This is a genomic window from Xanthomonas sp. NCPPB 2933 (assembly GCF_056725225.1).
The window spans coordinates 4,057,641-4,083,951 of record NZ_CM161518.1 but is presented as its reverse complement, the minus strand read 5'-3'; the positions used below and the strand labels follow the sequence as shown (position 1 = coordinate 4,083,951).

The window sequence follows — 26,311 nt, the reverse complement described above, 5'->3', positions numbered from 1 at the left end:
CCTTTCTGGGCGACCCGTTACCAGGCACCGGGCCTGAGACCCAGTACGCCCCAGCGCACAAATTGCACGGTCGTGTTGCATTAATTCGAACACCTTTTCGAATTCCGAAAACTTTTTCGCACGCGCTCTGCCAAATTTGTGTAAATCGTGTTAATTCTGTTGCAACGCGGCATGCAGATCAGGCCGTTCCGCCACCAGAATTCGGAGTCTTTCCCATGTCCGCCAGCCGGTCGCTCAAGATCAGCGCGCTCGCCGTTGCCGTCGCTTCCCTTCTTCCGTTCCATGCCGCTGCCCAGCAGGCGCCCAGCGACGACGGTGTCGTGCGTCTGGACGCGGTCAAGGTCACGGTCGAACGCCGTTCGGAAGACTCCAAGGATGTGCCGGTGTCGGCCTCGGTGCTGCGTCCGGAATTTCTGGATGCCATCTCAACCAGCGGCTCGGATATCCGCGTGCTCGCCGGCAAGGCGCCCAGCCTCAATATCGAATCGTCCAACGGCCGTGTGTTCCCGCGCGTGTACATCCGCGGCTACGGCAACACCGACTTCAACACCTACGCCTCGCAGCCGGTGTCGCTGATCTATGACGACGTGGTGCAGGAAAACGCGTTTTTGAAGGGCTTCCCGATCTTCGATCTGGAAGGTCTGGAAGTGCTGCGCGGCCCGCAGGGCACGCTGTTCGGCCGCAACACGCCGGCCGGCGTGGTCAAGTTCAACTCGGTCAAGCCGACCATCGGCGCCAATGACGGCTACGCCAGCCTGTCGTACGGCACCTACGGCACCATGACGCTGGAAAGCGGCCTGAGCATCGCCATGGGCGAGCATTGGGCGGCGCGTCTGTCCACGCTGGGCCAGCGCCGCGACGATTGGGTGGAAAACAGCGACGGCCGCGATCTGGAAGGCTATACCGACTCGGCCGTGCGCCTGCAGCTGCTGTATCAGGCCAGCGACGATTTCAGCGCGCTGTTCAACGCGCATGCGCGTCACCTGGACGGCACCGCGCGCCTGTTCCGCGCCAACATCATCCAGCCCGGCACCAACCAGTTGGTGGACGGCTTCGACGAAGAAAAATCCTTCATCGACGGCGCCAACAATCAGGAACTGCAGACCTACGGCGGCAGCGCCAATCTGACCTGGGATCTGGGCGACATCGCACTGCACTCGATCACCGCCTACGAAGGCATCGGCAAGTACTACAGCCGCGGCGATATCGACGGCGGCTTCGGCGCGGTGTTCGCACCGCCGTCCGGCCCGGGCGTGATTCCGTTCCCGGTGGAAACCGCCGGCGGCATCAAGAGCCTGGACCAGTACAGCCAGGAACTGCGTGCCGAATCGCAGTACGAAGGCCCGCTCAACTGGCAGGCCGGCCTGTACTACTTCCATGACGATGTGGAAGGCGAAAACTACACTTACAACACCTTCAGCGGTGGCGACCTGGCCAGCTATCAGCTGACCCGTCAACGCAACACCTCATGGGCGGCGTTCGGCTCGTTGAACTATGCGGCGACCGATCGCCTGAACCTGCGCGCCGGCATCCGCTACACCTACGACAAGAAGACCTTCGACGTGCTGGCGCTGGACCGCGTCACGCTGGTCGAGCCCTCCAGCGGCGAGACCGACAACTCCAAGGTCACCGGCGATCTGGCGGCGACGTTCTCCATCAACGACGACGTCAACGTGTACGCGCGTGCGGCACGCGGTTTCCGTGGCGCCAGCTTCGGCGTGCCCTCGGGCACCGCGCCGCTGACCGTGGCCGAGCCGGAGACAGTGGATTCGTTCGAGATCGGCATCAAGTCCGACCTGTTCGACAACCGCGCACGTCTGAGCTTCGATATCTACGATTTCCGCCTCAAGAATCAGCAGCTCACCGCAGTGGGCGGCGTCTCCAACGACGTGCGTCTGCTCAATGCCGACAAGACCAAGGCGCGCGGCGCAGAGTTCGACTTCGAAGCGCTGATCACCCAGAACCTGCGCGTCACCGCCGGTGGCGCCTACAACTGGACCCGCATCGACGACCCGAGCCTGTCGGTGGGCGTGTGCCGCACCTGCACCGTGACCGACCCGCTCAATGCGGCCGGCAACGCGCTGATCGACGGTAATGACCTGCCGCAGGCATCCAAGTGGATGGCCAACGCCACGCTGCGTTACGGCATCCCGATGGGCAACGACGGCGAGCTGTTCTTCTACACCGACTGGTCCTACCGCAGCGAAGTGAACTTCTTCCTGTACGACTCCAAGGAGTTCACCGGCCAGCCGCTGGTCGAAGGCGGCGCGAAGATCGGCTACAACTGGGGCGCGGGTGCGTACGAGTTGTCGGTGTTCTGCCGCAACTGCACCAACCAGATCCGCGTGACCGGTGCGATCGACTTCAACAACCTCACCGGCTTCATCAACGACCCGCGCATCGTCGGTGCGCAGTTCCGCGCCAATTTCTGATCGGCGTTGTGGTGTAGCACTATTGAACCGCCGGCCAACATGCCGGCGGTTTTTTTATGGCGGCAGGAGGAGATACATGCAGCGGATATGGCGTAACGCGTGGTGGATGCTGGGGCTGTGGTGTGCGTCGGCAGTGGCATGGGCGCAGACGCCTGCCGCGAGTGCAGCGCAGGCTGCGCCAACGGCGAGGTCCACCGAGTTGCTGGTGGTCTCCACCGATATCGGCGACGACATCGACGATGCGTTCGCGTTGGGGCTGTTGTTGCGTAGCCCGCAGTTGCGCGTGCTGGGCATCGCATCGGCCTGGGGCGATACCAGCTTGCGTGCACAGTTGTTGCAGCGCCTGTTGCAGCAGGCCGGGCGCAGCGAAATTCCGTTGGCGGTGGGCGCACGCACCGCCAGCACGATTCCCTTCAGCCAGGCGCGTTGGGCCGCCAAAGGACAGCTGCCAGGCAAGCTGCCGGATGCGGCGCAGATGATCCTGCAGCAGGCGCGCCAGCATCCAGGTCAGGTGACCTTGCTGGTGTTGGGGCCGATGACCGACGCCGCATTGGCGCAGCAACGCGACCCGGCCGGCTTTGCCAAGCTCAAGCGCATCGTGGCGATGGGCGGCTCGGTACGCGTTGGCTATGGCAAGTCGGCGTATCGCCTGGCCAGTGCGCCGGCACCGGAGTACAACATCCTCTCCGATGTCGCCGCCGCCCAGCGCGTGTTCGCGGCCGGCGTGCCGATCGTGTTGCTGCCCTTGGACGCCGCCCAGATCACGCTGGAAGAACCCGAGCGCATCGCCTTGTTTGCACATGGCGATGGGCTCACCGATGCGCTCACTCAGCTGTACTACCAGTGGCGCAATACCGACCAGCCCTGGGTCAGTGCAACGCCTACCTTGTTCGACGCGGTGCCGGTGGCCTGGCTGCTGCGCCCCGCGCTGTGCCCGACCACGCCGTTGCATCTGGATGTCGATGCGCAGGGGTATACCCGCGAAGGAGCCGGCACGCCGAACGTGCAGGCCTGCCTGCGTGCGGACAAGCCGGCGTTGATCGACATGTACATGCGTACGTTGTTGCAGTTGCACTAAGAGCGGCGAACAAAACGACTTCACGCCGGTCCGTTGCAGGGCCGCTGAGCTGCGACTTGGCTGCAGGGTTCTTGCCCGCCCACCCTCGCGGAACACGCCGCAAGTACGTCCATGTAGGCTCTTACGCGGCATCCATGCCGCGTAAGGTCCCGCGACGGTGAGCGGGCAAGAACCAGTGGAGATGGTCGGTCTGCGTAGCTTCAACAAAAGCAACCGACGAATTCTCTTGTGCGGTGAGGGCACCGTACACTCGACCGACAAGGTTTCTTACCTGAGCTTCTGACTGCATCTAAACGGCGCTGCGACTCAAGTCTCAGCATGTCGAAGTGATTGCTTAGCGCGGATAGATTAGTTGCAGGGCAGATGATCTGTGGGTTTGCTGTAGTGCCCTTGCCCGCCCACCATCGCGGGACACGCCGCAAGTACGTCCATGTAGGCTCTTACGCGGCATCCATGCCGCGTAAGGTCCCGCGACGGTGGGCGGGCAAGGACCAGTGGAGATGGTCGGCGTGCATGTTTTCAACAACGCAACCCATCAACTCTCTGGTGCGGTGTCCTCGCCGATTGCGGGACCATGTGGCGGCATGGATGCCGCCACTGAGCCTCCACGGACGGATTCACGGCGTGTCCCGCGAGCGGTGAGGGCACCGCGCCCTCGACTGACTAGGCTTTTTGCTTTGGACTTTTGACTGCATCCAACAAGATGCGACCAACAAAACCACTGCGTCCGCAGGTCGGGCGCGCCGGTGCCATCGCAACGCTCGCCTAGCGGCGCATGATCGCCGCCCATCGGTAAGTCCATGCCTCGCCCCCATCGCCACCATCAGTGACGTGAACGGCATCGCTATACTTGCGTCCTCAGTCATGGGGTAGCACGAATGGACAGCCAGCAATCAGGGATGAAGTGGTCAGGCACGCGGCGCATGTTGCTGTGGGTGGTGCTGCTGACCGTGGCGATCGGCGGGGTGGCGTGCAAGCGTAACGAAAGTGGCCAGTTGCCCACCGCCAGCGGCGAGGCGATCAAGGCCGACAAGCAGGCGATTACCGGCTTTGCGCTGGCACGTGCCTATCCCGACCAGACCAGCGACGGCTTGTCGCTGGCGCTGGAATTCTCGCGGCCGCTGGTCGGCACGCAGGATTTCGATGCGCTGGTGCGCTTCGAGGAAAAGGTCGGCACCGGCGACAGCAGCTGGTCGCTGTCCGACGACGGCAAGACGCTGCGTTACCCGTACGTGGAAGCGGCCAAGGACTACACCGTGCTGGTCGATGCCAACCTGCTGGCCGCCGATGGCAGCCGCCTGGGCAAACCGCTCAAGCAGAAGGTCTATACCGGGCAGCTCAAGCCTGTGGCCGGGTTCGCTTCGCAAGGCAGCGTACTGCCTGCGCGCGAGAGCCGTGGTCTGCCGGTGGTGTCGGTCAACGTACCAGAGGTGGACGTTGAATTTTTGCGCGTGCGCGAGAAATCGCTGCCGGCGTTCTTTCAGCAGTTTCAGCGCGGCGGTCGTCGCGGCAGCTGGGAGCTGGAGAGCGACTACAGCGACAAGGAACCGCTGTCCAAGCTGGCCGACCCTGTCTACGTCAATCGTTTCATTCTTGGCGGCAAGCAGAACGAGCGCGTGCTGACCTACCTGCCCACGCAGGACATCAAGGAACTGCAGGAGCCGGGCCTGTACTTCGCGGTGATGAAGCGCGCCGGCAGTTTCGATAATGGTTTCGACACCGCGTTCTTCACCGTCAGCGACATCGGCCTGCACACGCGTGCGTACAAGGACAAGCTGTTCGTGCACACCGCCTCGCTGCAGAGCGGTGAGCCGATCAAGAATGTGGAAGTGCGCATCCTCGATGCCAAGGGCGAGCTGTTCCTCAAGGGCGCCACCGACGGTAATGGCAATGCGTTGCTCAACTACACGCTCGATGCAGGTCACGTGCTGACGGCGCGCAGCAAGACCGATATCTCGGTGCTGCCGTTCAACCAGCCGGCGCTGGATCTGAGCGAATTTGCGGTGGCCGGGCGCCAGAGTGCCTGGTTCGATGTGTTCGCATGGGCCGGCCGCGACCTGTATCGCCCCGGCGAGACCATGCGCGTGTCGGCGATCCTGCGCGACAACGACGGCAAGCCCACCAAACCCCAGCCGGTGTTCCTGCGGCTCAAGCAGCCGGACGGCAAGACCTTCCGCGAGACCAGACTGCAGCCCGGCGAGCAGGGCTATTTCGAGTTCACCCAGCAGATTCCGGCCGATGCGCCGACCGGGCGCTGGCAGGTGGAATTCCGCACCGATCCGGCCAGCAAGGACGCCGTGCAAGGCATGACCGTGCGCGTGGAAGAGTTCTTGCCCGAGCGCATGAAGCTGGATCTGGATGCCGCGCAAAAGACCTTGAGTGCCGGCCAGCCGTTCAAGCTGGTCGCCAATGCCGCGTACCTGTATGGCGCGCCGGCCGACGGCAACCGCTTCACCGCAAAGCTCGCGGTCAGCGTCGAGCAGCATCCGCTGGAGTCGTTGCCGGGCTGGTTCTTCGGCGACCCCACCTTGGAGCTGCCGCGCGAAGCCAAGGACGTGATCGATACCGAGTTCGGCAGCGACGGTATCCTGCGCGAAGACATCGCACTGCCCGCCGAAGCCAAGCCGGTGAGCACGATTGCGGCGGTGGTGTCCGGCAGCGTGTACGAAACCGGCGGGCGCACCGTCACCCGCACCGTCAAGCGCGTGCTGTGGCCGGCCAAGGCGCTGGTCGGCGTGCGCCCCTTGTTCGACGACAAGGACGGCACCGATGCGAATGGCACCGCGCGCTTCGAAATCACCCGCGTGGATGCCGATGGCAAGCCGCAACCGGCCAAGGGCCTGAAGGCCACGCTGGTGCGCGAGCTGCGCGACTACCACTGGAACTACACCGACGACCATTGGGATTACGACTTCACCCGCCGCTTCGAGAACAAGGACACGCGCACGCTCGATATCGGCAGCGGCAATGCCAAGCTCGATGTGCCGGTGGAGTGGGGCGAGTACCGCCTGGACGTGTTCGACCCGGCGACCGGGCTGACCACGCGCTACCCGTTCCGTGCCGGCTGGAGCTGGAACGACGAAAACCGCGGTCTGGACGCGCGCCCGGACAAGGTCAAGCTGGCCTTGGACAAGACCGGCTACCGCGCCGGTGACACGCTCAAGGTGACGCTGACCCCGCCGCATGCCGGTAAGGGCGTGTTGTTGGTGGAAAGCGACAAGCTGCTGTACGTGCAGGACATCGACGTCAAGCCGGGCAGCACCTTCGAAATCCCGGTGACGGAAGGCTGGGAGCGCCACGATGTGTACGTCACCGCGCTGGTATTTCGCGGTGGTAGTGCGCCGAGCAAGATCACCCCGGCGCGCGCGGTGGGTGTGGCATTTGTGCCGATGGATCGCAAGACACGGCGTGTGGCGGTGGGCTTGGCTGCGCCTAAGCAGATGCGCCCCGAGCAGGCGTTGCCGGTGACGGTGAGCGTGCCGGAGTTGGCCGGCAAGGCTGCGCACGTGACCATCTCTGCGGTGGACGTGGGCATCCTCAACATCACCCGCTTCCCGGTGCCCGATGCCAATGCGCAGTTCTTCGCGCAGCGCCGGTTGGGCACCGATTCTTACGATATCTATGGGCGGGTGATCGAAAGTTTCGAAGGCGCTAGCGGCAAGCTCAAGTTCGGCGGCGACATGGCCCTGGAAGCCTTACCGCAAGCCAAGCGCCCGACCGCGCGCGTGCAGACCGTGGACCTGTTTTCCGGCTCGGTAAAACTCGATGCCAAGGGCAATGCGCGCGTGCAACTGCCGGTGCCGGATTTCAACGGCACGCTGCGTGTCTCGGCGTTGGTGTATTCGGACACGCGGTTCGGCAATCACGATATGGAAACCGTGGTGCGCGCGCCGATCCTGGCCGAGGCCAGCATGCCGCGCGTGATGGCGCCGGGCGACCGCAGCACGGTGACGCTGGATGTGCAGAACTTCACCGGCAAGCCGGGCGAGTTCAATGTGCGCGTCGAGGGTGTTGGCCCATTGGCCATTGCCGAGGCGTCGCGCAGCGTCAAGCTCGGCGTGGATGCCAAGCAGACGCTGAGCTTCCCGTTGAGCGCCACCGAAGGCTATAGCGTGGCCAAGGTGCGTGTGCGTGTGGACGGCAATGGCTTCAAGGCCGACCGCAGCTACGACCTGCCGGTGCGTGCCGGTTGGCCGCAGGTGTTGCGTGCGCAGACGCGCGTGCTCGATCCGCTGGCGCCGATCACCCTGGACAGCGGCTTTGCCGATGGCCTGATGGCCGGCTCGGTCACTGCGCGCATGGTGGTCAGCCCGTTGCCGCCGATTCCGTTCGCCAGCGCCTTGCAAGGGGCGTTGGAGTATCCGTACGGCTGCGCCGAGCAGACCACCAGCAAGGGCTATGCGGCGCTGCTGCTCGACGATGCCACTGCCAAGGCGCTGGGCACCAAGGGGCTGGATGCGGCCACGCGCCGCGAGCGCATGGAAGGCGCGTTCGGTCGCCTGGCCTCGATGCAGATCGCCAGCGGGCATTTTTCGATGTGGGGCGACGACGGCTACGTCAATCCGGGCCTGACCCCGTACATCGCCGAGTTCCTGCTCGACGCCAAGGACGCCGGTTTTGCGGTGCCCGACAACGTGTTGCAGAAAGCGCTCAATCGGCTCAGCGAAGATCTGCTGTCCGGTGGCAACGAGTTCTACGGGCAGGATCGCCGCGATAGCCTGAAGTTCGCCAATCAGGCCTGGTCGGGGTACGTGTTGGCACGCGTCAACCGCGCCCCGCTCGGCACGCTGCGCGCGCTGTACGACAACCAGCGCGACAAGGCACTGACCGGTTTGTCGCTGGTGCATCTGGGTGCGGCATTGTCGCTGCAGGGCGATACCAAGCGTGGACAGGCGGCGATCAAGGCAGGGTTCGCCAAGGACAGCAGCGAGCGTCCGCTGTACTTCGCCGATTACGGTAGTGCGATCCGCGACGATGCGTTGATGATGGCGCTGCTGCACGAGCGTGGCTTGTCCAAGCCCGAGTACGACACCCGTGCGGTTGCGTTGGGTCGCGCGCTGGATGCACGTCGCGCCACCGGCTGGCTGTGGCTGAGCACGCAGGAGCAGGTAGCGCTTGCGCGCTTGGGCAAGGCCTTGATGGTCGGGCAGGGCAAGCAGGTCTCCGGCACGCTGACCGTGGGCGGCGAGGTGCAGGAGATTGCGCCGGCCCGTTTGTTCGGGCGTAGTTTCGACAGCGCCGCATTGGCGCGCGGTGTGCAGTTCGCACCGCAGGGCGAAGCACCGATGTATGCCAGCCTGGAAGTGGCCGGCATTCCGCGCAGCGCACCGGAGCCGGACACGCGCAACCTCAGCGTGGAGCGCAGCTGGTACACCACCGACGGCAAACCGTGGACGCCGCGTCCGCTGAAAGAAGGCGAAGCGCTGATCGTGCGGGTGGTCATCACAGCCAACAGCAACATGCCAGACGCGTTGCTCACCGACCTGTTGCCAGCTGGGCTGGAGATCGAGAACTTCAATCTGGGCGATGCCAAACAGTGGGCCGATGTGGTGGTAGATGGCATCGGCATCAGCGAGCGTTCCAGCGCCGCCGACGTCAAGCACGAAGAGTTCCGCGACGACCGCTATGTGGCTGCGCTGTCGCTGTCCTCGGGCAGCAAGGCGCAGCTGTATTACCTGGTGCGTGCGGTGACGCCGGGCACCTACACGGTGCCGCCGTCGTTGGTGGAAGACATGTACCGCCCGGATCTGCGCGGCGTGGGGCGCAGCACGCCGGCAACGATGACCGTGGTGCAGCCGTAGGAGATCAATGTAGGAGCGCGCTCGCGCGCGATGAGGCTTTCCCGGTAATGCCCCATCGCGCGCAAGCGCGCTCCTACGTTTCGGGAGTTTTCTCACCGACGCGAGCGTCCGACTCCGATGCAAGCGTTTGCATGGGTGGGCCAGCATGCATCGATGCTCAGCTCTATTTCACCAGGACACCGCGCGCTACGTCGTGGCCGGCGCTCGCTTGCAAATTGCTGCTATCTACTCACCGTCACAACCTGCCAGCGGCGACGTGTGTTCGACGATTTTCAGCTGGCCGCGTCGGCGTGCCGCGCATTCATCGCCGCCCTGCCGGAAGATGCCACGTTACTTACTTGGGTACTGATGCCGGACCATGTCCATTGGCTGGTGCAGTTGGGAGATGTGACGCCACTGGCGCGAACGGTGTCATGCATGAAGGCAGCAAGCACGCGTGCGGTCAACAGGCAACGCGGGATGCGCGAGGCGGTCTGGGCGCGTGCCTACCACGACCGTGCCTTGCGCAAGGAAGACGATCTGCGCAGCGTGGCTCGCTACCTTATCGCCAATCCGCTACGCGCCGGACTGGTTGAAAGGGTCGGCGATTATCCATTCTGGGATGCAATCTGGCTGCCGTAGGAGCGCGCTTGCGCGCGATTGGCATCACCGGGAAAGCCTCATCGCGTGCAAGCGCGCTCCTACGCCAGAAAAAGTGCTGCTTCGCATATGGAGACATCATTGCGCAGTGTCTTTTCAGTGCGATGCAAGCGACACGCAAGGGTCATTTTTACTGGCTACGGTGGCGTGCTTTCTCACAGGCGCAGCGTCCTTGCTGCGCGACTTACGGGATTCCATGCAGCGCTCCGATTCGTACCGTTTGCACTTGTCCGTTCTCGCCGTGGCCATTGCGGCATGTTCGCCAGCTTTGCAGGCATGCGCCAATGAGCGTGCAGCCATGCCGGCCGACGCCGCAGCTCAAACGTCTTCTGCGGCTATGGCCACGACCGCGAGCGCATCAGCGAGTGTAGTTGCACCTACACCTACACCTACACCTACACTTAGAGATACAGCTACGGCTAATACTGACGAGGCAACCACGTCCGATGCTGAAGTTGCGACGGCAAAGCAACGTTCTCCATCGTCGCTGGATGCATCTGCAGATTCCGTAGATCCTGCTGCATCGCCTTCATCGGCAACATCGGCAACATCGGCACAAGGCGAAGTAACCAACGCCGACGCACCTCCCAACAGCAAACCCGGCGTGCAAACCCTCGACGCCATGCAGGTCACCGGCGTGCGTCGTGCCAATGCCGCCGCAGTGGAAAGCAAGCGCGCGGCGACCAACATCACCGACGTCATCAGCGCCACCGATGTACGCGCCTTGCCAGACAGCACCATCGTCGAAGCGCTGCGCCGCGTGCCTGGTTTGTCGGTATTGCCGGCGACCGACAACGAGCACCCGCGCGACGAAGCGGCCACGCCGGTCTTGCGCGGCCTGGGCCCGTCGTACAACAACGTCACCATCGATGGCTTGACCATCGCCTCGCCCGGCACGCCGAACGGCACGCTCGGCTCGATCACGCGCGGCGTGCGTCTGGACTTGCTGCCGGCGTCGATGGTCAGCGAGTTGCAGGTGGTCAAGACCTTTACGCCCGATCTGGACCCCAACGCCACGGGCGGGGCGATCAACCTCAAGACGCGCAGCGCGTTCGAAAACGGCGGCAAGCCCTTTTTCAGCGCCGAAGCCGCGCTCGGCCACGCCAACGATGTCGGCAAGCCGCGCGATCAGGACGACCCGGGGTATCGCTTGAATGCCACCGGCAGCCGCACCTTCGGTAGCGAGCAGCAATACGGCTTCACGCTGTCGGCCAATTACCAGACGCTGAGCAGCTACACCGAAACCCATATGACCACCGACACGGTGCACTACGGGTTCTACGACAACAACGGCGTGCTGCAGACCGGTGCCAACCTGGGCAATGGCTGGGCGGTGCCGCAACAGGACAAGTATTGGTACGTGCAGAATCAGCGCGACCGTTATGGCGTGACCGGCAAGTTCGAGGTGCATCCTAGCGCTGCGCTAGAAGCCTATGCGATGGCCGGCTATTACTATTTCAAGGACAACATGGAGCGCAACGAGGTCCTTATCGACCCGCGCAACCGTGGCCAGGTGTTCAATCACACCGCCACGTCCGGCAGCTATCCCGGTGGCGATATCGAGGTGGGCTATTCCAACCAGATCGTCACCACGCGCACCAAGGTGGCGCAGTTGGGCACGATCTGGCGGCCCACCGATCGGCAGCAGTTTTCTGCGCGCGGCGCGTGGTCGGATGCGACCTACGACGAGCCGATCCGCATGATCAAGTACGCCACCGGCATCACCCGCGCCGCACCGGTACCGGTGGGCCAGACCGGCAGTGGCGTGACCATCAACGCCACGCCCAATTACGCATTCAACTACGACACCTCCCGCTTCGACCAGCGCTTCGGGGTATCGCCGCAGGCCTACAACAACCTGGACAACTACAGCCTGTCGTACTGGCGCCAGGACTATAAGCGCACCGCGGCCGATCGCATCCTCACCGGCCGGCTCGATTACGGCTTCAATCAGGGCGAAAGCGATCAAGGCATCGGTTTTGCGGCCGGCGTGTCGTATACCACCGACAAACCGTCCTACGACATCTTCCGCGTCGAGTATCAGCCCAACACCAGCGCGCCGGCCTTCGGCCTGGCCGATGTGGCGGGCACCGGCAGGGCGCCGATGCGCTATGCCGGCCTGAACCTGCTCACCATCGATCCGGACAAGGCCAACCGCGTGCTCGCTGCGACGCCGCTGAGCGCGTTCAACAGCACCGACCAGCAGGCTTTCAGCAACCAGGACAACTTCACCCATACCGAAAAAACCTTCGGCAGCTATGGCCTGGTCAGCTATCGCAGCGAGCGTTTCAACGTGCAGGGCGGCCTGCATTTCGACAGTACCAAGCTCAATACCGTCGGCCGCCAGCGGCAGCTGGACACCGCCACCAATCGCTACGTGTATGTCGATAACCCGACCAATGCGGACTACGATTATCTGCTGCCCTCGGCCATCATGACTTACCACCTCACCGACGCACTCGACCTGCGCGCCGGTGCAAGTCGCACGCTCGGTCGCCCACCGTACGATGCGTATGCAGCGCGCACCTCGATCGGCTTCGTCAACACCGCCGATGCCGGCAACCCGAACGCGCAAGGCGTCACCGTCACCATCGGCAACCCGGACATCAAGCCGCGCGTGTCCAATAACCTGGATCTGTCGCTGGAATGGCGTTTACCCGGCGATTTCGATGCGTTCGCCTCCACTGCCGTGTTCGACAAGCGCATCCAGGACGAAATCTTTACGCTCTCGCGCACCGATAGCTTCACCTTCGATGGCACCACCTATGCCAACGCGCTGATCAGCACGCCGGCCAACGCCGCCAAGGCGCGCATCAGAGGGGTGGAATTCAACGGCATCGTCAATACCCTGGCGCCGATCGCGCCGTGGCTGAGCGGTGTCGGCTTCAGCGCGAACTTCGCCGTGCTCGATGGCAGCCTGGATGTGCCCTATAGCGTTGGCAGCGGCAGCAACGTGGCCCAGCGCGAGCGCAAGCTCGACAACCTGGTTGGCCAGCCCGATTACACCGCCAATGCCACGCTGTTCTACAACACCGGCGGTCTGGAGTTGCGCGCGGCCTACAACCGTCAGGGCAAGGCCTTGCGCGCCATCGTCAGCAATATCGATTGGCAGGATCTGTACTGGTCGCCGCGCTCGCAACTCGACTTCACTGCAACCTACGCCATCAGCAAGCAACTCAGCCTGATCGGCCAGGTCAGCAACCTCACCCACAGCCGCATCACCAGCGTGACCGGTCCCGGTCAGAACCTGCTCAAGGACAGTTATTCGGTGCCCACGACCTATTGGTTCGGGCTGCGTTTTACGCCGACGTTTTAAGCGTGGCGGATGACGCGTCGCCTGCGGTCGTCAGGTGCGTGCGGGCGGCGCGGAGGAAGTGCAGTGTGCAAGTGGTTGATGCCGCACAGAGCAACGAGCACCGGCCTCGCCGGTCTTATGGACGTGCACTAGTTCTGTTAATCCATTCAAGCGGAGTTGTTCGATGACATTACGTTCTGTTGCCGCCCTCGCAGCGATGCTGTGCGTGGCGCTCGCCACCACTGCAAGCGCAGCGCCCACCGGCATGGCCGCGATCCAGGCCAGGCTGACCAATCCGAACGGCGGTATCGTGGTGGTAGCCCATCGCGGTTGCCACGCGCCGGCACCGGAGCATGGTTTCAACGATACTGCGCCGGAAAACTCGCTGGCCGCGCTGGAACGTTGCATCGCCATCGGCGCCGACGTGATGGAAACCGATGTGCGGCGTGCTGCCGACGGCACCTTGGTGATGCTGCACGACGCCACCGTGGACCGCACCACCGATGGCACCGGCAAACTGTCCGAGCTGACCTTGGCCGACTTGCAAAAGCTGCGCCTGCGCAGCGACGAAGGTGGCGCGCAGGCACCGCTGACCGATCAACGCGTGGTCACGCTCGATCAGATGCTGGCCAAGTCCAAGGGCCATATCCTGCTCAATCTGGACGTCAAGGATGCGATCTACGTGCAGGTGGTCGACGCGGTCGCACGCGCCGGCATGCAGCACCAGGTGATCGTCAAGGCCGAAGCCGGCATCGCCACTCAGCCGTTGGCAGCGATGGTCCCGTTCGACAAGGTGTATTTCTTCCCGATCCTGATCAACGCCCATGGCAACGCCGATCTTGCCGCGATCGCTACCGCGCAGACACGTAACGCGCATCCGGCCGCGTTCGAGTTGCCCAAGATGTCGGCAGCGCAGTTACCGGCATTGGTCGCCGTGAGCAAGGCGCACAACGTGCGGCTGATGGTCAACTCGCTGTGGGAAGGCTTTATCGCCGGTTACGGTGGCGACGCCGATGCCGAGCGCGACCCGGACAAGGTCTGGGGCCGCCTGTACCGCGATGGCGTATCGATCATCCAGACCGATGCGCCGGAAGCGCTGCTGCGCTATCGCGCGAGTTTGGAAAAACGTTGAGTTGCGCAAGCGCTGGTACGCGCGAGAATTGCGTTAGCTAGTTGGCAATTGATGGATCGAAAGACGGTGCATCGCCAGTAGACCGTGGGCTGCACGTCGTGCGATCGATGCATGCATCCTTCGAATGAAAGGCTGCCGAGCGTGACGCTGGCTTCAGCCTGGTAGACGCAATACGACAGCGTTTGTATTGAGCCCCAGCACGACCGAGACAACGCGCTGTCCGCAGCACCGGATCTGAGTACCGATGGTCCGGATTCGGTCGGTGGTTGTCCAGTATCGTACGTTGCGCGTTTTGAACGCTTGGTGCGATTTCTTTGCGAATCAAGTGGTTGCGACCTGAGCCAGGTTGGCACGCGTTCTGCTGCCACTAGCGCATGGATATCGCCAAATCTCCCACGCGTTTTCGTTTGCGCCGTTTGCACGTGGCGCTGCTTGCCGGCACTGCCTGTGCGCTGATCGGCATCGTTGCAGTGCTTGGTCTGGGCCGTGCCAGTCCACGCGTGGAGCGGGCCACTTTGTGGATCGGTACCGCCGAGCGTGGCGACATGCTGCGTGAGATCCGGGCCACCGGTGTGCTGGTGCCGCGCGACACGCGCTGGATTGCCGCAGGCGCACCGGCCACCTTGCAGCAAGTGGTGGTGCAGGCCGGCAGCCGCGTGCAGGCAGACACCGTGATCCTGCGCATGCTCAATCCGGAGCTGCTGGCCAATCAGGAAAAAGCGGCGGCAGCCTTGGCGGGTGCCGAGGCCGATGTGGCTGCGGCGCGCACCGCGCTGGCCTCGCAACTGCTCGACCAGCAGGCACTGGAAGCACGCGCCACCTCGGACTGGCGTATCGCCGAAGTCAAGACCCAGGCCTACGAGCGCGGCCATACGGCGGGGGTGATCTCGGCAATCGAGCTGCGCGAGAGCCAGATCACCGAAGAACAACAGCATGGCCGCGCGGACATCGAGCACAAACGCGTGGCCGCATTCCGCCAGAACATGGCAGCGCAGCTGCGTGCCGCACAATCGCGCCGCGATGAAGTGGCCAGCAGTCTGGCGATCGCGCGTCAGCAGGTTGCCGCGCTGGAGGTGCGTGCCGGCATCGACGGCATCTTGCAGCAGGTCGATGTCGAACCTGGGCAGCAGGTCGAGGTCGGTACCAAGCTGGCGCGGGTGGCGCGGCCCGAGCAATTGCTTGCACGCCTGCAGGTCCCTGAAGTGCTGGCCAAGGACCTGCTGCTGGAATTGCCGGTGAGTGTGGATACCCGCAACGGGGTGGTCACCGGAACGCTGCTGCGGATCGATCCTGCGGTGCGCAGCGGTAGCGTGAGTGTGGATGTCGGCTTTGCGCAGCCACTGCCGGCAGGTGCGCGACCGGACCTGTCGGTCGAGGGGCGTATTCGTCTAGGCACACTGCACGATGTCGTCAGCATCGCGCGGCCCGCGTTGGCAGCGCCCAATGCCGCCGCAGCATTGTTCGTGATCCGCCCCGGCAAGGACATTGCCACGCGCGTGCCGGTGCGCTTCGGCGCCGCCGCCAGCGACCGCATCGAAGTGCGTGCCGGGCTGCAGCCGGGCGATCAACTCATCCTTTCCGATACCAGCCAGTGGGCGCAGTCCCCGCGGTTGCGTTTACGCTAGTGCCCAAGGAGATTTTCATGCATCACATCGACGCTGCCGCCTTACCGCTGATCCGGCTGCAAGGACTGAGCAAGGTATTTCATACAGACGAGGTGGAAACCCACGCATTGGCCGAGATCACATTGGACATCGCGCGCGGCGACTTTGTCGCGATCACCGGGCCATCGGGCTGCGGCAAGTCCACGCTGCTGTCGATCCTGGGATTGCTGGATGCGCCCAGCAGCGGCGTGCATCTGCTCGATGGACGCAACGTCGCCGAGTTGAACGCGCGTGCGCGCGCCGGCGTGCGTAACGAGGCAATCGGCTTCATCTTCCAGGCTTTCAATCTGATTGCAGATCTCACCGTCGAAGAAAACGTTGCCCTGCCACTGACCTACCGCGATGGCATCAGCGCCGCGCAGATACGCCAGCGTGTGCGCGAAGTCTTGGAGCTGGTGGGCATGAACCACCGCCAGCGCCATTATCCGGGCCAACTGTCCGGCGGCCAGCAGCAGCGCGTGGCGGTGGCGCGCGCCCTGGTGGGCGATCCGTCCATCCTGCTGGCCGACGAGCCCACCGGCAACCTCGATACGCGCAACGGCGAGGCGGTGATGCAGTTGCTCGAACAATTGAATCAAAGCGGCACCACGCTCTGCATGGTGACGCACGATCCCGCGTTCGCCCGACGCGCGCAGCGCATCGTGCATATGCTCGACGGCCGCATCGTCGACGAAGACACCTTCGAACGCATGCGCCACGAGCAGGACACGCTGCTGCCGACGTTGGCAGCGGAGCTGTCGCCGTGATGGTGCCGGCACTGCTGTGGCGCGAGGCCTGGCAATCCTGGCGCGGCCTGTTACGTCGGCCGGGCTATCTGCTGCTGGCCGGGCTGACGCTGGCACTGGGTGTGGCGACCACCACCACCGTGTTCGCGTTGCTGGATCAGGCGCTGCTGGCGCCGTTGCCGTTTCCGCAGGCCGATCGGCTGGTGACCCTGGGCCGGCCCTCGGAGAGTGGTCGCAATGTCGCCGGTCCCGGTTACTACGCGCCGCTGCAAAAACTGCCCGGGCTATCGTCGACTGGCATGCTGCGCGGCTTCCCGCTGCCGATCAACATCGCCCGTGGCGACACCGCCGAAGTTGCGCGTTCGATCAGTGCCGACCGCGGCTTTTTGCAGACGCTCGGCGTGCCGATGGCATTGGGGCGCAACTTCGATGCACAGGAGAATCGCCCCGGCGGCCCGCAGGCGGTGATTCTCAGCCATGCGTTCTGGCAACGGTATTTCGGTGGCGACGCGGCAGCCATTGGCAGCCTGCTGCAGGTGGAAGGACGCGCAGTGCCAGTGGTCGGGGTATTGCCGGCACAGTTTCCCTGGGCCGATCCGTTCGATTTGATCCAGACCATGCAACCGGATCTGACCACCACCAATCTGTCGACCAACGAGATCATCGTCGGACGTATGCAACCGGGCGTGCGGCTGGAACAGGTCTCGGCACAAACCGCAGCAGCCATCACCCGCCTGCTGCGTGCCAGCCCCAATATGAGCGAGCAGTGGTGGCAGCAGCTGCAGCGCGAGCCGCCGAATGCTTTGCCGCTGAAAGACAGCCTGTACGCCTCCAACAGCGGCAACACGCTGTGGTTGTTCTTTGCGGCGGCGGCCTGCGTGTTGTTGATTGCCGCAGTCAATCTGACCAGCTTGATGTTGCTGCGCGCATTGGGGCGCAGCCACGACAGCGCCGTGCGCGCAGCACTTGGCGCACCGCTGGTACGGCTGAGTCTGCCGGCCTTGGCCGAGGGTCTGTTGATCGGGTTGATCGGCAGCATCGGGGGCGTGGTGCTGGCCTGGGTCGGCCTGCGCCTGCTGGCTAGTTGGGTGCCGGTGATGTGGTTGCGCGGAGACAGTGCGCAGCTCACCGGCGGCAGTGTGCTGTTTGCGCTACTGGCCGGCGCGGGCACTGCTGTGCTTGCGGCCGCGCTGGGGATCGCGCGCAGCCGCAGGCGCAATCTTGTGCTGGAACTGGTTGGCGGTGGCCGCGCTGGATGGAGTCTGCAAGCCGGGCGGCTCGGCCGTGCGTTGGTGGTGGTGCAGGTGGCGATGGCGGTCGTCCTGTTAGTGGGAGCGGCGTTGTTCGCGCGCTCGTTGCAGCAGTTGTCGCAGGTGCCGATGGGCTTCGAAAGTCGCGCAGCCACGATCTTTACGCTGGCACCGGTCAAGCAGCGCTATGCCACGGGGGACGACGCGGTGGAGCAGGCGCGCCGCATCGTCGAGCGTGTGCAACGGATGCCGGGGATCGCACTCGCCGGGGTATCGAGCAATCCCCCGACGACCACGCAGTTGAGCTGGAGCGTGTCGGTGGCGGACATGCCCCTGTTCAATGTGCAATACCGCCTGGTCACTGCCGGATTTCTGGAGGTGTTCCAGGTCCCGTTGCTTGCCGGACGCGCCATCGCTGCCGGCGACGTTGCCGGGTCTGAGAAGGTGTGTGTGGTCAGTGCGGCGTTTGCGCGCCGCTATCTGCAAGACGATGCGATCGGCAAGACCGTGATGCTGGAAGACGATGGCAACAACCAGCGCGTGGCCATGCGCGTGGTCGGCGTGGTCGGCGATGTGCGTCAGGAAGGGCCGGCCGCGCCGCCGCCACCCATCGTCTATCAACCGCTCGCGCAGATGACCGAGCCGATGTATCAGATCCTGCGCAGCTTCGGTGCATTGACCTATGCGGTGCGCACGCAGGCAGCGTCGCAGCGTGTGGACGAGCAGGCATTGCGTGCCGTCATCGCCGAGGTTGCCCCGCAACAGCCCATCGCCGACCTGCAGCCGATGCAGGCACTGGTGGCCTCGACCACCAGCCAGCAGAAACTCAACCTGCTGCTGGTCGGTCTGTTTGCCGGGCTGGCGCTGTTGTTGGCGGTGGTGGGCCTGTACGCGGTCATGGCGGTGGCAGTGGCGGCCCGGCAGCATGAGTTTGGTGTGCGTGCCGCGTTGGGTGCGCCACCGGCGCGCTTGCTGCGGCAAGTGCTGCGTGAGGCGAGCCTGCAGCTGGGCGTGGGCCTGGCCATCGGCCTGAGCATTGCGATGGCATTGTCGCGGCTGCTGCAGCGTTTTCTGTTCGACGTGCGCGTAGCCGATCCGCTGGCGATCGGCGGCGTGCTGGTCACGTTGGCCGTGGCCGGCCTGCTTGCGGCGCTGGTGCCGGCGTTGCGCGCGGCATGGGTCTCTCCCATGCAGGCACTGCGGCTGGAGTGATGATGAGAGCCTGTAAGTGTGGCCGTGATGGTCATGTCGCACGCGATCGGAATCGCATCGCCGCAGCTGCGTCCACCGCGTTGCAGCAGTCGATCCTTACTTTGCGCTGGCAGTGCTTATCCGCAGCGCAGGCAACCGCCGCTAGACTCTGCGCATGAACGAGGCCACTCGATCCCCCGCACCGCCGCGCATCCTGGTCGTCGACGACCAGCAAGATGTGCGCGAGGCCATGCGCCTGCTGCTCAAGAGTGCCGGCTATGGCATGGTCGGTGCCGAATCGCCCGAGATCGCGCTCGGCTGCCTGCGCGGCGATGCGTTTGCGGCGGTGCTGGTGGATATGAACTACACCCGCGACACCACGTCAGGCGAGGAGGGCCTGACCTTGATCGCGCATATCGCCGCGCAGTGGCCGGGCCTGCCGGTGATCGCAATGACCGCTTGGGCCAGCGTCGGGCTGGCGGTCACCGCCATGCAGCAGGGCGCGGTGGATTTTGTCGAAAAGCCCTGGCAAAACGCCCGCGTGTTGAGTGTGCTGGAGAGCCGCATCGCGCTGGACCGCAGCCGTCGCAGCGAGCGCCGGCTTAGCGACGCACAGGCGCTACAACTGCAGGATGCGGCCGGCGGCTTCATCGCCGAGTCGGCGGTGATGCGGCGGTTGCTGGAAGACCTGATGCGCATTGCCGACAGCGACGTCGGCGTATTGCTACTCGGTGAGAACGGCACCGGCAAGAGTCTGGTAGCGCAGTTGCTGCATCAATGGTCTGCACGACGCACGCAGCCTTTGATCAAGGTCAATATCGGCGGCCTGGCCGCAACCTTGTTCGAGTCCGAGTTGTTCGGTCACGTGCGTGGCGCCTTCACCGATGCGCGCCAGGACCGCAGCGGGCGCTTCGAACTGGCCGATGGCGGCACCCTGTTTCTGGATGAAATCGGCAACTTGCCGCTGGAGCAACAGGCCAAGCTGTTGCGGGCAATCGAAGACGGTGAGTTCGAGCGTGTGGGTTCGTCGCGCACGCAGCGTGTGGATGTGCGTATCGTTGCCGCGACCAACGCCGATCTGGATGCCGAAGTCGCTGCAGGGCGGTTTCGTCAGGATCTGCTGTATCGCCTCAATACCTTCCAGCTGCGCGTGCCGCCGCTACGCGAGCGCCGCGACGATATTCTGCCGCTGGCCCGCCACTATCTCGCCGCTGCCTGCACCCGCTACCGACGCACACTGCCCACGCTGGCACGCGATGCCGAACATGCGCTGCTCGGATATCCGTGGCCGGGCAACGTGCGCGAACTGGCACATACGATGGAGCGTGCTGCCCTGCTGGTCGAGGGCGCGGTACTGGGCGCCGACGAGTTGCGCCTGCGCGCGCCATCGGCCAACGACGCTGTATTGCCCGAGCGCATGACCCTGGAGCAAGCCGAAGCGCTGCTGCTGCGCAGGGCGCTGGCCGAGCAGGAGGGCAATCTGCAACGCACTGCCGACCAGTTGGGCATCACCCGGCAGAGTCTGTACCGGCGCCTGGGCAAGCATGGATTGCGCAGCGATGATGCCGACTGAGCCGTCGCGCTGGCGGCAACTGTGGCCGGCGCTTCCGGCCTTGCTTGCATTGACGGTGGTGCTGTTGGTTGGTACGCCAGCGCTGACCGAAGCGGCCATTCTGCTGGCTTGTGTCGTGCTGTTGACCGCAGCGATCATCCAGCTGCGTCAGCAACGCGAGGGGCACCGGCAGCGCACGCTTGGCGGCCTGCTGGATGCATTGCGCGAAGGCGACTACAGCGTGCGCGCAGTGTCAGTGCCGGGCGACGCCACCACGCTGTTCGCGCGCTTCAATGCGCTGGCGCAGCGGCTGCAGGACGAGCAACGCGACTCGCACGAGAGCCTGCAACTGCTGAGCAAGACCTTGGCCGCGCTGGACGGGGCGGTGTTCGCGTTCGAACAAGACTGGCGGCTGCGTCTGGTCAATCCTGCCGGCGAGCGGCTGCTGGCAAACACTGCAGCGTCTTTGCTGGGACGTCATGCCGATGCGCTCGGTCTTGCCGGGTTGTTTGCAGTGCCCTCGGGCAGCATCCAGGCGCAGCGCTTTCCGGGGCAGCAAGGGCGTTGGCAGATCGGTCACGCCGCATTGCGCAGCCGCAGTCAGGCAGGGCATCTGCTGGTGTTGCAGCCGATGGAGCGCGCCTTGCGCGACGAAGAGGCGCAGGCATTTCGGCGTTTGCTGCGCGTGTTGAGTCATGAGATCAACAACTCGCTGGCACCGATCGGCTCCATCGCCGACACGCTGGCGCGCATGCTGCCGCCGCTACCGGGCGAACTCGATGGCGAACTCCACCGTGATCTGCATGGCGGCCTGGCAGTGATCGAACAACGCAGTGCCGCCTTGCAGCGCTTCCTTGGTGGATATGCACGCCTGGCCCGGTTGCCGGCCCCGTGTTGTGCACCGTTTGCAGTGGCAGAGGTGTGCGAGCGGGTACGGCGGCTGCTTGACGATGCACGCATCTACATCGACGTGGAGCGCGCACTGCAGGTGCATGCCGATGCCGATCAACTCGAGCAGGTGTTGATCAATCTGTTGCGCAACGCGATCGAAGCCGGTGGCGATGCCCCGGTGTGGCTACGCGCGCAGCGCGATGGCAACTGTGCGCGCATCGAGATCGCCGACGAAGGTATGGGGCTGCCCACCAGCGATAATCTGTTCGTGCCGTTTTTTACCACCAAGCCCGGTGGTTCCGGCATCGGGCTGGTGCTGTCGCGGCAGATTCTGGAAGCGCAGGGCGGTAGCCTGGTGCTGCGTGCGCGTAGCGACGCGCACGGCACAGTGGCCGAAATCCGTTTGCCGCTGCATGCTTTGCAGGATTCTTGAGGCGGCACCACAGGACGATGAGCACAACGACACAGGGCGAGGCGACCAAGGACGACGCGCTCCGACCGCTCCCGCCGCGCCGCCGGTGGTGGTCGCTGTTGCGCTGGGGCACGGTGGCGGCACTGCTGGCCATCCTGCTGCTGGACCTGGCCTTCCCACTGCCGCTGCCCAAATCCCGTGACACCTCCACGCTGGTGGTCGCACGCGACGGTACGCCGTTGCGTGCATTCGCCGATCGCAATGGCGTGTGGCGCTATCCGGCCACGCCGCAGAGCGTGTCGCCGCTGTATCTGCAGGCGCTGCTGAATTACGAAGACCGCTGGTTCTGGCGCCACCCAGGCGTCAATCCGTGGGGGCTATTACGTGCTGGCGGGCAGTGGATCGGGCAGGGGCGCATCGTCTCCGGTGGTTCGACGCTGACCATGCAGGTGGCGCGCATCCTGGATCCGCATACGCGCACGCCGTGGGGCAAGGCCAAGCAATTGTTGCGCGCGCTGCAACTGGAAGCGCACTTGAGCAAGCGCGAGATTCTCACGTTGTATCTGGAGCGCGCGCCCTACGGTGGCACCATCGAAGGTGTGGAAGCGGCCAGTTGGGCCTACCTGGGCAAGCCGGCCAAAGCCTTGTCGCAGGCCGAGGCCGCGTTGCTGGCGGTGCTGCCGCAATCGCCAAGCCGCCTGCGCCCGGATCGCCATCCGGAAGCTGCGCAACGCGCACGCGACAAGGTGCTCGATCGCATGGTGGAACTAGGCGTGTGGTCGCGCGCGCAGGTGGACGATGCGCGGATCGAGCCGGTGGTCACGCGTTCGCTCAAACCGCCCTTGCATGCGGCCTTGCTCGCGCAGCGCTTGCACAGCGCGCAACCGCGTGCGGCGCGCATCGTCACCACGCTGGATGTTGAACTGCAGCGCACGCTGGAAGAACGCGTCGCGACGTATTTTTCGCAACTACCCGAGCGCACCTCGGCCGCCTTGTTGGTGGTGGACAACGCGACGATGGAAGCGCGTGCGTATGTGGGCTCGGCCAGCTTCGGCGATCGCAAGCGGCTGGGGCATGTGGACATGGTGCAAGCCTGGCGCTCGCCTGGGTCCACCCTCAAGCCGTTTCTGTATGGCATGGCGCTGGACGATGGGTTGATCCATTCGGAAAGCCTGTTGGTGGATGCGCCGCAGAGCTTTGGCAGTTATCGTCCCGGCAATTTCGATGCGGCGTTCAACGGGCCGGTAAGCGCAGCGACGGCGTTGCGGCTGTCGTTGAACGTGCCGGCGGTGGATCTGCTCGATCGTATCGGCCCGGCGCGGTTTGCTGCGCGGCTGTCCAATGCCGGGATCGGGTTGCGGTTTGCACACGGCAGCACGCCGTCGCTTGCATTGATACTGGGTGGCACCGGCGCGCAGTTGCAGGAACTGGTGGGCGCGTTTGCCGCGTTCAATCGCGGCGGGATTGCCGGGCACGTGCGCTACACGCCCGAGGATGCGCGCATCGAGCGCCGGCTGATGTCGCCGGGTGCGGCCTGGATCGTGCGCGAGATTTTGCAAAGCAATCCGCGCCCCGGGTATGGCAGCGGCACTTTCGACACCGCCGCGCGCCCGGGTGTGGCGTGGAAAACCGGCACCAGTTACGGATACCGCGATGCGTGGGCGATCGGCGGCACGCGCCGTTACACGGTCGGGGTGTGGGTGGGTCGCCCGGATGGCACGCCGCTGCCGGGCCAGTACGGTGCGGTCACCGCGTTGCCGCTGATGTTCGAAGTCATCGATGCGTTGCCGCGCAGTGCCGGCGATAGAGCGCCGGTGCCGATGCCGGCCAATGTGCAGGCGCTGGACATCTGCTGGCCGCTCGGCGGCGCGGCCGATCACACACCACCGGCACAATGCGCGCGACGCGCCGAAGCGTACGCACTCGATGGCGCAGTACCGCCCACCTTCGCCGAACGCGATGCGCGGTTATGGCAGAGCGGCCAGCTGCACTTCGATGTGGATGCGCGCAGCGGTCAGCGGCTGTCGCAAGAGTGCAGCCAGGCGCATCAGCGTGAGCCACGCACGTTGGCGCGTTGGCCGGCACTGGTTTCGCCCTGGCTCAGCGCAGCCGAACGCGGTGCCGCGCAATTGCCGCCGCTCGCGCCGGACTGTCTGCCCGATGGGCGCATGACCGGTGGTGGCGTGTTGCGCATCGACGGCCTGAGCGATCGCGCCACGCTGGCACGCGCCAACGCCACCGCGCGCCCGGTGCGCTTGCAACTACGCGCATTGGGCAGTGACGCGCGCATCGATTGGTTGCTGGACGGCCGCTGGATCGCACAGACCAATGGCCGGCAGGGATTTCAACGCGATTTTGAAGACGTCGGCACGCATACGCTGACGGCAATGGCTAGCGATGGCGCCTGGACGCAGGTGCGGTTTCGGGTGTTGCGTTGAAGCAGAGATTCAGGAGCTGCTGGTCTGCGGTTTGGCTGCAGGGTCCTTGCCCGCCTACCATCGCGGGACACGCCGCAAGTACGTCCGTGTAGGCTCTTACGCGGCATCCATGCCGCGTAAGGTCCCGCGACGGTGGGCGGGCAAGGGCCAGTCGAGTTGATCGGTACGCATGGTTTTTAACAAAGCAGCCAGCAACCTGTCTGGTGCGGTGTCCTCGCTGCGCTCTTGATGCTGTGAGTTTGCTGCAGGGCCCTTGCCCGCCCACCATCGCAGGACACGCCGCAAGTACCTCCATGTAGGCTCTTACGCGGCATCCATGCCGCGTAAGGTCCTGCGAGGGTGGGCGGGCAAGGACCAGTGGAGATGGTCGGTGTGCATGTTTTCAACAAAGCGGCCGACTAACTTTCTGGCGTGGTGTCCTCACCGATTGCGGGACCGTGTGGCGGCATGGATGCCGCCACCGAGCCTACACGGATGTACTTGCGGCGTGTCACGCAAGCGGCGAGGGCACCGCGCCCTCGACTAATCAGGCTCATGACCTGAGCTTTTGATCTGAGCCTTTGACCGCATCCAAACGACGCTACGACGCGATATCAATGTAGGTTGCGGTGCACTGAGGCATCAACCACCATCACCTCACTCGCCAATCCAGCCTTCCAGCATGTCGGCAAACTCGTCGGCATGCTCTTCTTCCTGAGCAAGGATGCTCTCGAGAATGCGCTTGGTGGTGGTGTCCTTGTCGCCGATGAAATCGATCATCTCGCGGTAGCTGTCGATGGCGATGCGTTCGGCGATCAGGTTCTCGCGCACCATGTCGCGCAGGTCGGTGCCTTCCTTGTATTCGGCGTGCGAGCGCTTGATCAGCGTGTCCGGGTTGAGGTCCGGTTCGCCGCCCAGTTGCACGATGCGCTCGGCGAGTTTGTGCGCGTGCGCTTGCTCCTGCTGCGCGTGTTCCAGGAACTCGCCCTTGACCGCGTCGGCAAGCATGCCCTTGGCCATGAAGTAGTGGCGGTAGTAGCGCAGCGTGCACACGTATTCGGTGGCCAGTGCGGTGTTGAGCAGGTCGATCACCGCCTCGCGGTCTGCGTGGTAGCTCTCGGTGACGGCACCGTCTTCGATGCTCTGGCGTGCGCGGGTGCGCAAGGTGGCGGTGTCGGTGATACCGGCGGGGAGTTGCTTGGCTGGCTGGGTAGACATGGCTGGCCGTTTTCCTTCTGAGTGGGCGGGGGAATCAATGCATCAATCGGGCAGGTGCTGCAGCACGTAATCGGCTGCAGACACCTTGAATTCGCCGGGTTCTTCGACGAACAGGGCTTTCACCACCGCATCGTCGGCATACAACGCGTAGCGACGCGAGCGCAGGCCCATGCCAGAGCCGCTGGCATCCACTTCCAGGCCCAGTGCGCGGGCCAGGTCGGCATTGCCATCGGGCAGCATGTGCAGGCCATCGGGGATCAGCTGGCTGCGCCCCCAGGCCTGCATCACGAACGGGTCGTTGACGGCGGTGCACAGCACTTCGATGCCGCGTTTGCGGAACTGCTCGAAGTGCTCCACATAGCCCGGCAGGTGCTTGGCCGAGCAGGTCGGGGTGAACGCGCCCGGCACCGCGAACAGCAGCACCTTGCGGTCTGCGAACAAGGTATGGGTATCGACTGCTTCGATCCCCTCACGCAAGCGCTTGAGCACGATTTCGGGAATGCGGTCACCAACGTGGATGGTCATGCGATGTGCTCCTGTGGCTGAACGAATTCTAGAAAAGGGCAAGGGAAAAGCGCGTCAACACGCTTGAAATCCGCAACGCGACGCCTATC

14 protein-coding genes are annotated in these 26,311 nt (G+C 64.4%); 12 read left to right on the top strand and 2 right to left on the bottom strand.

The window, feature by feature from the left end:
- Nucleotides 1-215: 215 nt before the first annotated feature.
- From AC1PLU_RS16845 to pbpC, 12 genes are all read left to right on the top strand, one after another.
- Nucleotides 216-2,432 (top strand): TonB-dependent receptor, encoded by a 2,217-nt coding sequence (locus AC1PLU_RS16845; protein WP_481106818.1) that lies wholly within the window; start codon nucleotides 216-218, stop codon nucleotides 2,430-2,432.
- A gap of 106 nt (nucleotides 2,433-2,538) precedes the next feature.
- On the top strand, nucleotides 2,539-3,510 hold the full coding sequence (locus AC1PLU_RS16840) for a nucleoside hydrolase (RefSeq protein ID WP_481108545.1): 972 nt from the start codon (nucleotides 2,539-2,541) through the stop codon (nucleotides 3,508-3,510).
- Nucleotides 3,511-4,409: 899 nt separating this feature from the next.
- Entirely contained in the window at nucleotides 4,410-9,311 is a 4,902-nt protein-coding gene (locus AC1PLU_RS16835; protein WP_481106817.1) for an alpha-2-macroglobulin family protein, read from the top strand.
- A gap of 153 nt (nucleotides 9,312-9,464) precedes the next feature.
- The gene (locus AC1PLU_RS16830; RefSeq protein ID WP_481093772.1) at nucleotides 9,465-9,932 is read left to right on the top strand and encodes an REP-associated tyrosine transposase; all 468 of its coding nucleotides are present in this window, start codon (nucleotides 9,465-9,467) and stop codon (nucleotides 9,930-9,932) included.
- Between the two features lie 640 nt (nucleotides 9,933-10,572).
- Nucleotides 10,573-13,266, top strand: coding sequence for a TonB-dependent receptor (locus AC1PLU_RS16825; protein WP_481108544.1), 2,694 nt, complete (start codon nucleotides 10,573-10,575; stop codon nucleotides 13,264-13,266).
- Nucleotides 13,267-13,429: 163 nt separating this feature from the next.
- The gene (locus AC1PLU_RS16820) at nucleotides 13,430-14,377 is read left to right on the top strand and encodes a glycerophosphodiester phosphodiesterase family protein (protein ID WP_481106816.1); all 948 of its coding nucleotides are present in this window, start codon (nucleotides 13,430-13,432) and stop codon (nucleotides 14,375-14,377) included.
- 374 nt (nucleotides 14,378-14,751) lie between these two features.
- Nucleotides 14,752-16,002, top strand: coding sequence for an efflux RND transporter periplasmic adaptor subunit (locus tag AC1PLU_RS16815; RefSeq protein WP_481106815.1), 1,251 nt, complete (start codon nucleotides 14,752-14,754; stop codon nucleotides 16,000-16,002).
- A gap of 17 nt (nucleotides 16,003-16,019) precedes the next feature.
- The gene (locus tag AC1PLU_RS16810) at nucleotides 16,020-16,787 is read left to right on the top strand and encodes an ABC transporter ATP-binding protein (protein ID WP_481106814.1); all 768 of its coding nucleotides are present in this window, start codon (nucleotides 16,020-16,022) and stop codon (nucleotides 16,785-16,787) included.
- Nucleotides 16,787-19,228, top strand: a complete 2,442-nt coding sequence (locus AC1PLU_RS16805) for an ADOP family duplicated permease (protein WP_481108543.1) — start codon at nucleotides 16,787-16,789, stop codon at nucleotides 19,226-19,228. The genes AC1PLU_RS16810 and AC1PLU_RS16805 overlap by 1 nt, the downstream gene beginning before the upstream one ends.
- 154 nt (nucleotides 19,229-19,382) lie before the next feature.
- A complete protein-coding gene (locus AC1PLU_RS16800) occupies nucleotides 19,383-20,780 on the top strand; it encodes a sigma-54-dependent transcriptional regulator (protein WP_481106813.1) in 1,398 nt (465 codons plus the stop codon).
- A 799-nt stretch (nucleotides 20,781-21,579) separates the two neighbouring features.
- On the top strand, nucleotides 21,580-22,083 hold the full coding sequence (locus AC1PLU_RS16795; protein ID WP_238601853.1) for a sensor histidine kinase: 504 nt from the start codon (nucleotides 21,580-21,582) through the stop codon (nucleotides 22,081-22,083).
- 17 nt (nucleotides 22,084-22,100) lie between these two features.
- A complete protein-coding gene (pbpC, locus tag AC1PLU_RS16790; RefSeq protein WP_481106812.1) occupies nucleotides 22,101-24,500 on the top strand; it encodes a penicillin-binding protein 1C in 2,400 nt (799 codons plus the stop codon).
- Between the two features lie 636 nt (nucleotides 24,501-25,136).
- Here pbpC and AC1PLU_RS16785 read toward each other — a convergent pair.
- Nucleotides 25,137-25,697, bottom strand: coding sequence for a ferritin-like domain-containing protein (locus AC1PLU_RS16785; RefSeq protein ID WP_481106811.1), 561 nt, complete (start codon nucleotides 25,695-25,697; stop codon nucleotides 25,137-25,139).
- 42 nt (nucleotides 25,698-25,739) lie between these two features.
- The gene (locus AC1PLU_RS16780; RefSeq protein ID WP_023902975.1) at nucleotides 25,740-26,222 is read right to left on the bottom strand and encodes a peroxiredoxin; all 483 of its coding nucleotides are present in this window, start codon (nucleotides 26,220-26,222) and stop codon (nucleotides 25,740-25,742) included.
- Nucleotides 26,223-26,311: the final 89 nt, after the last annotated feature.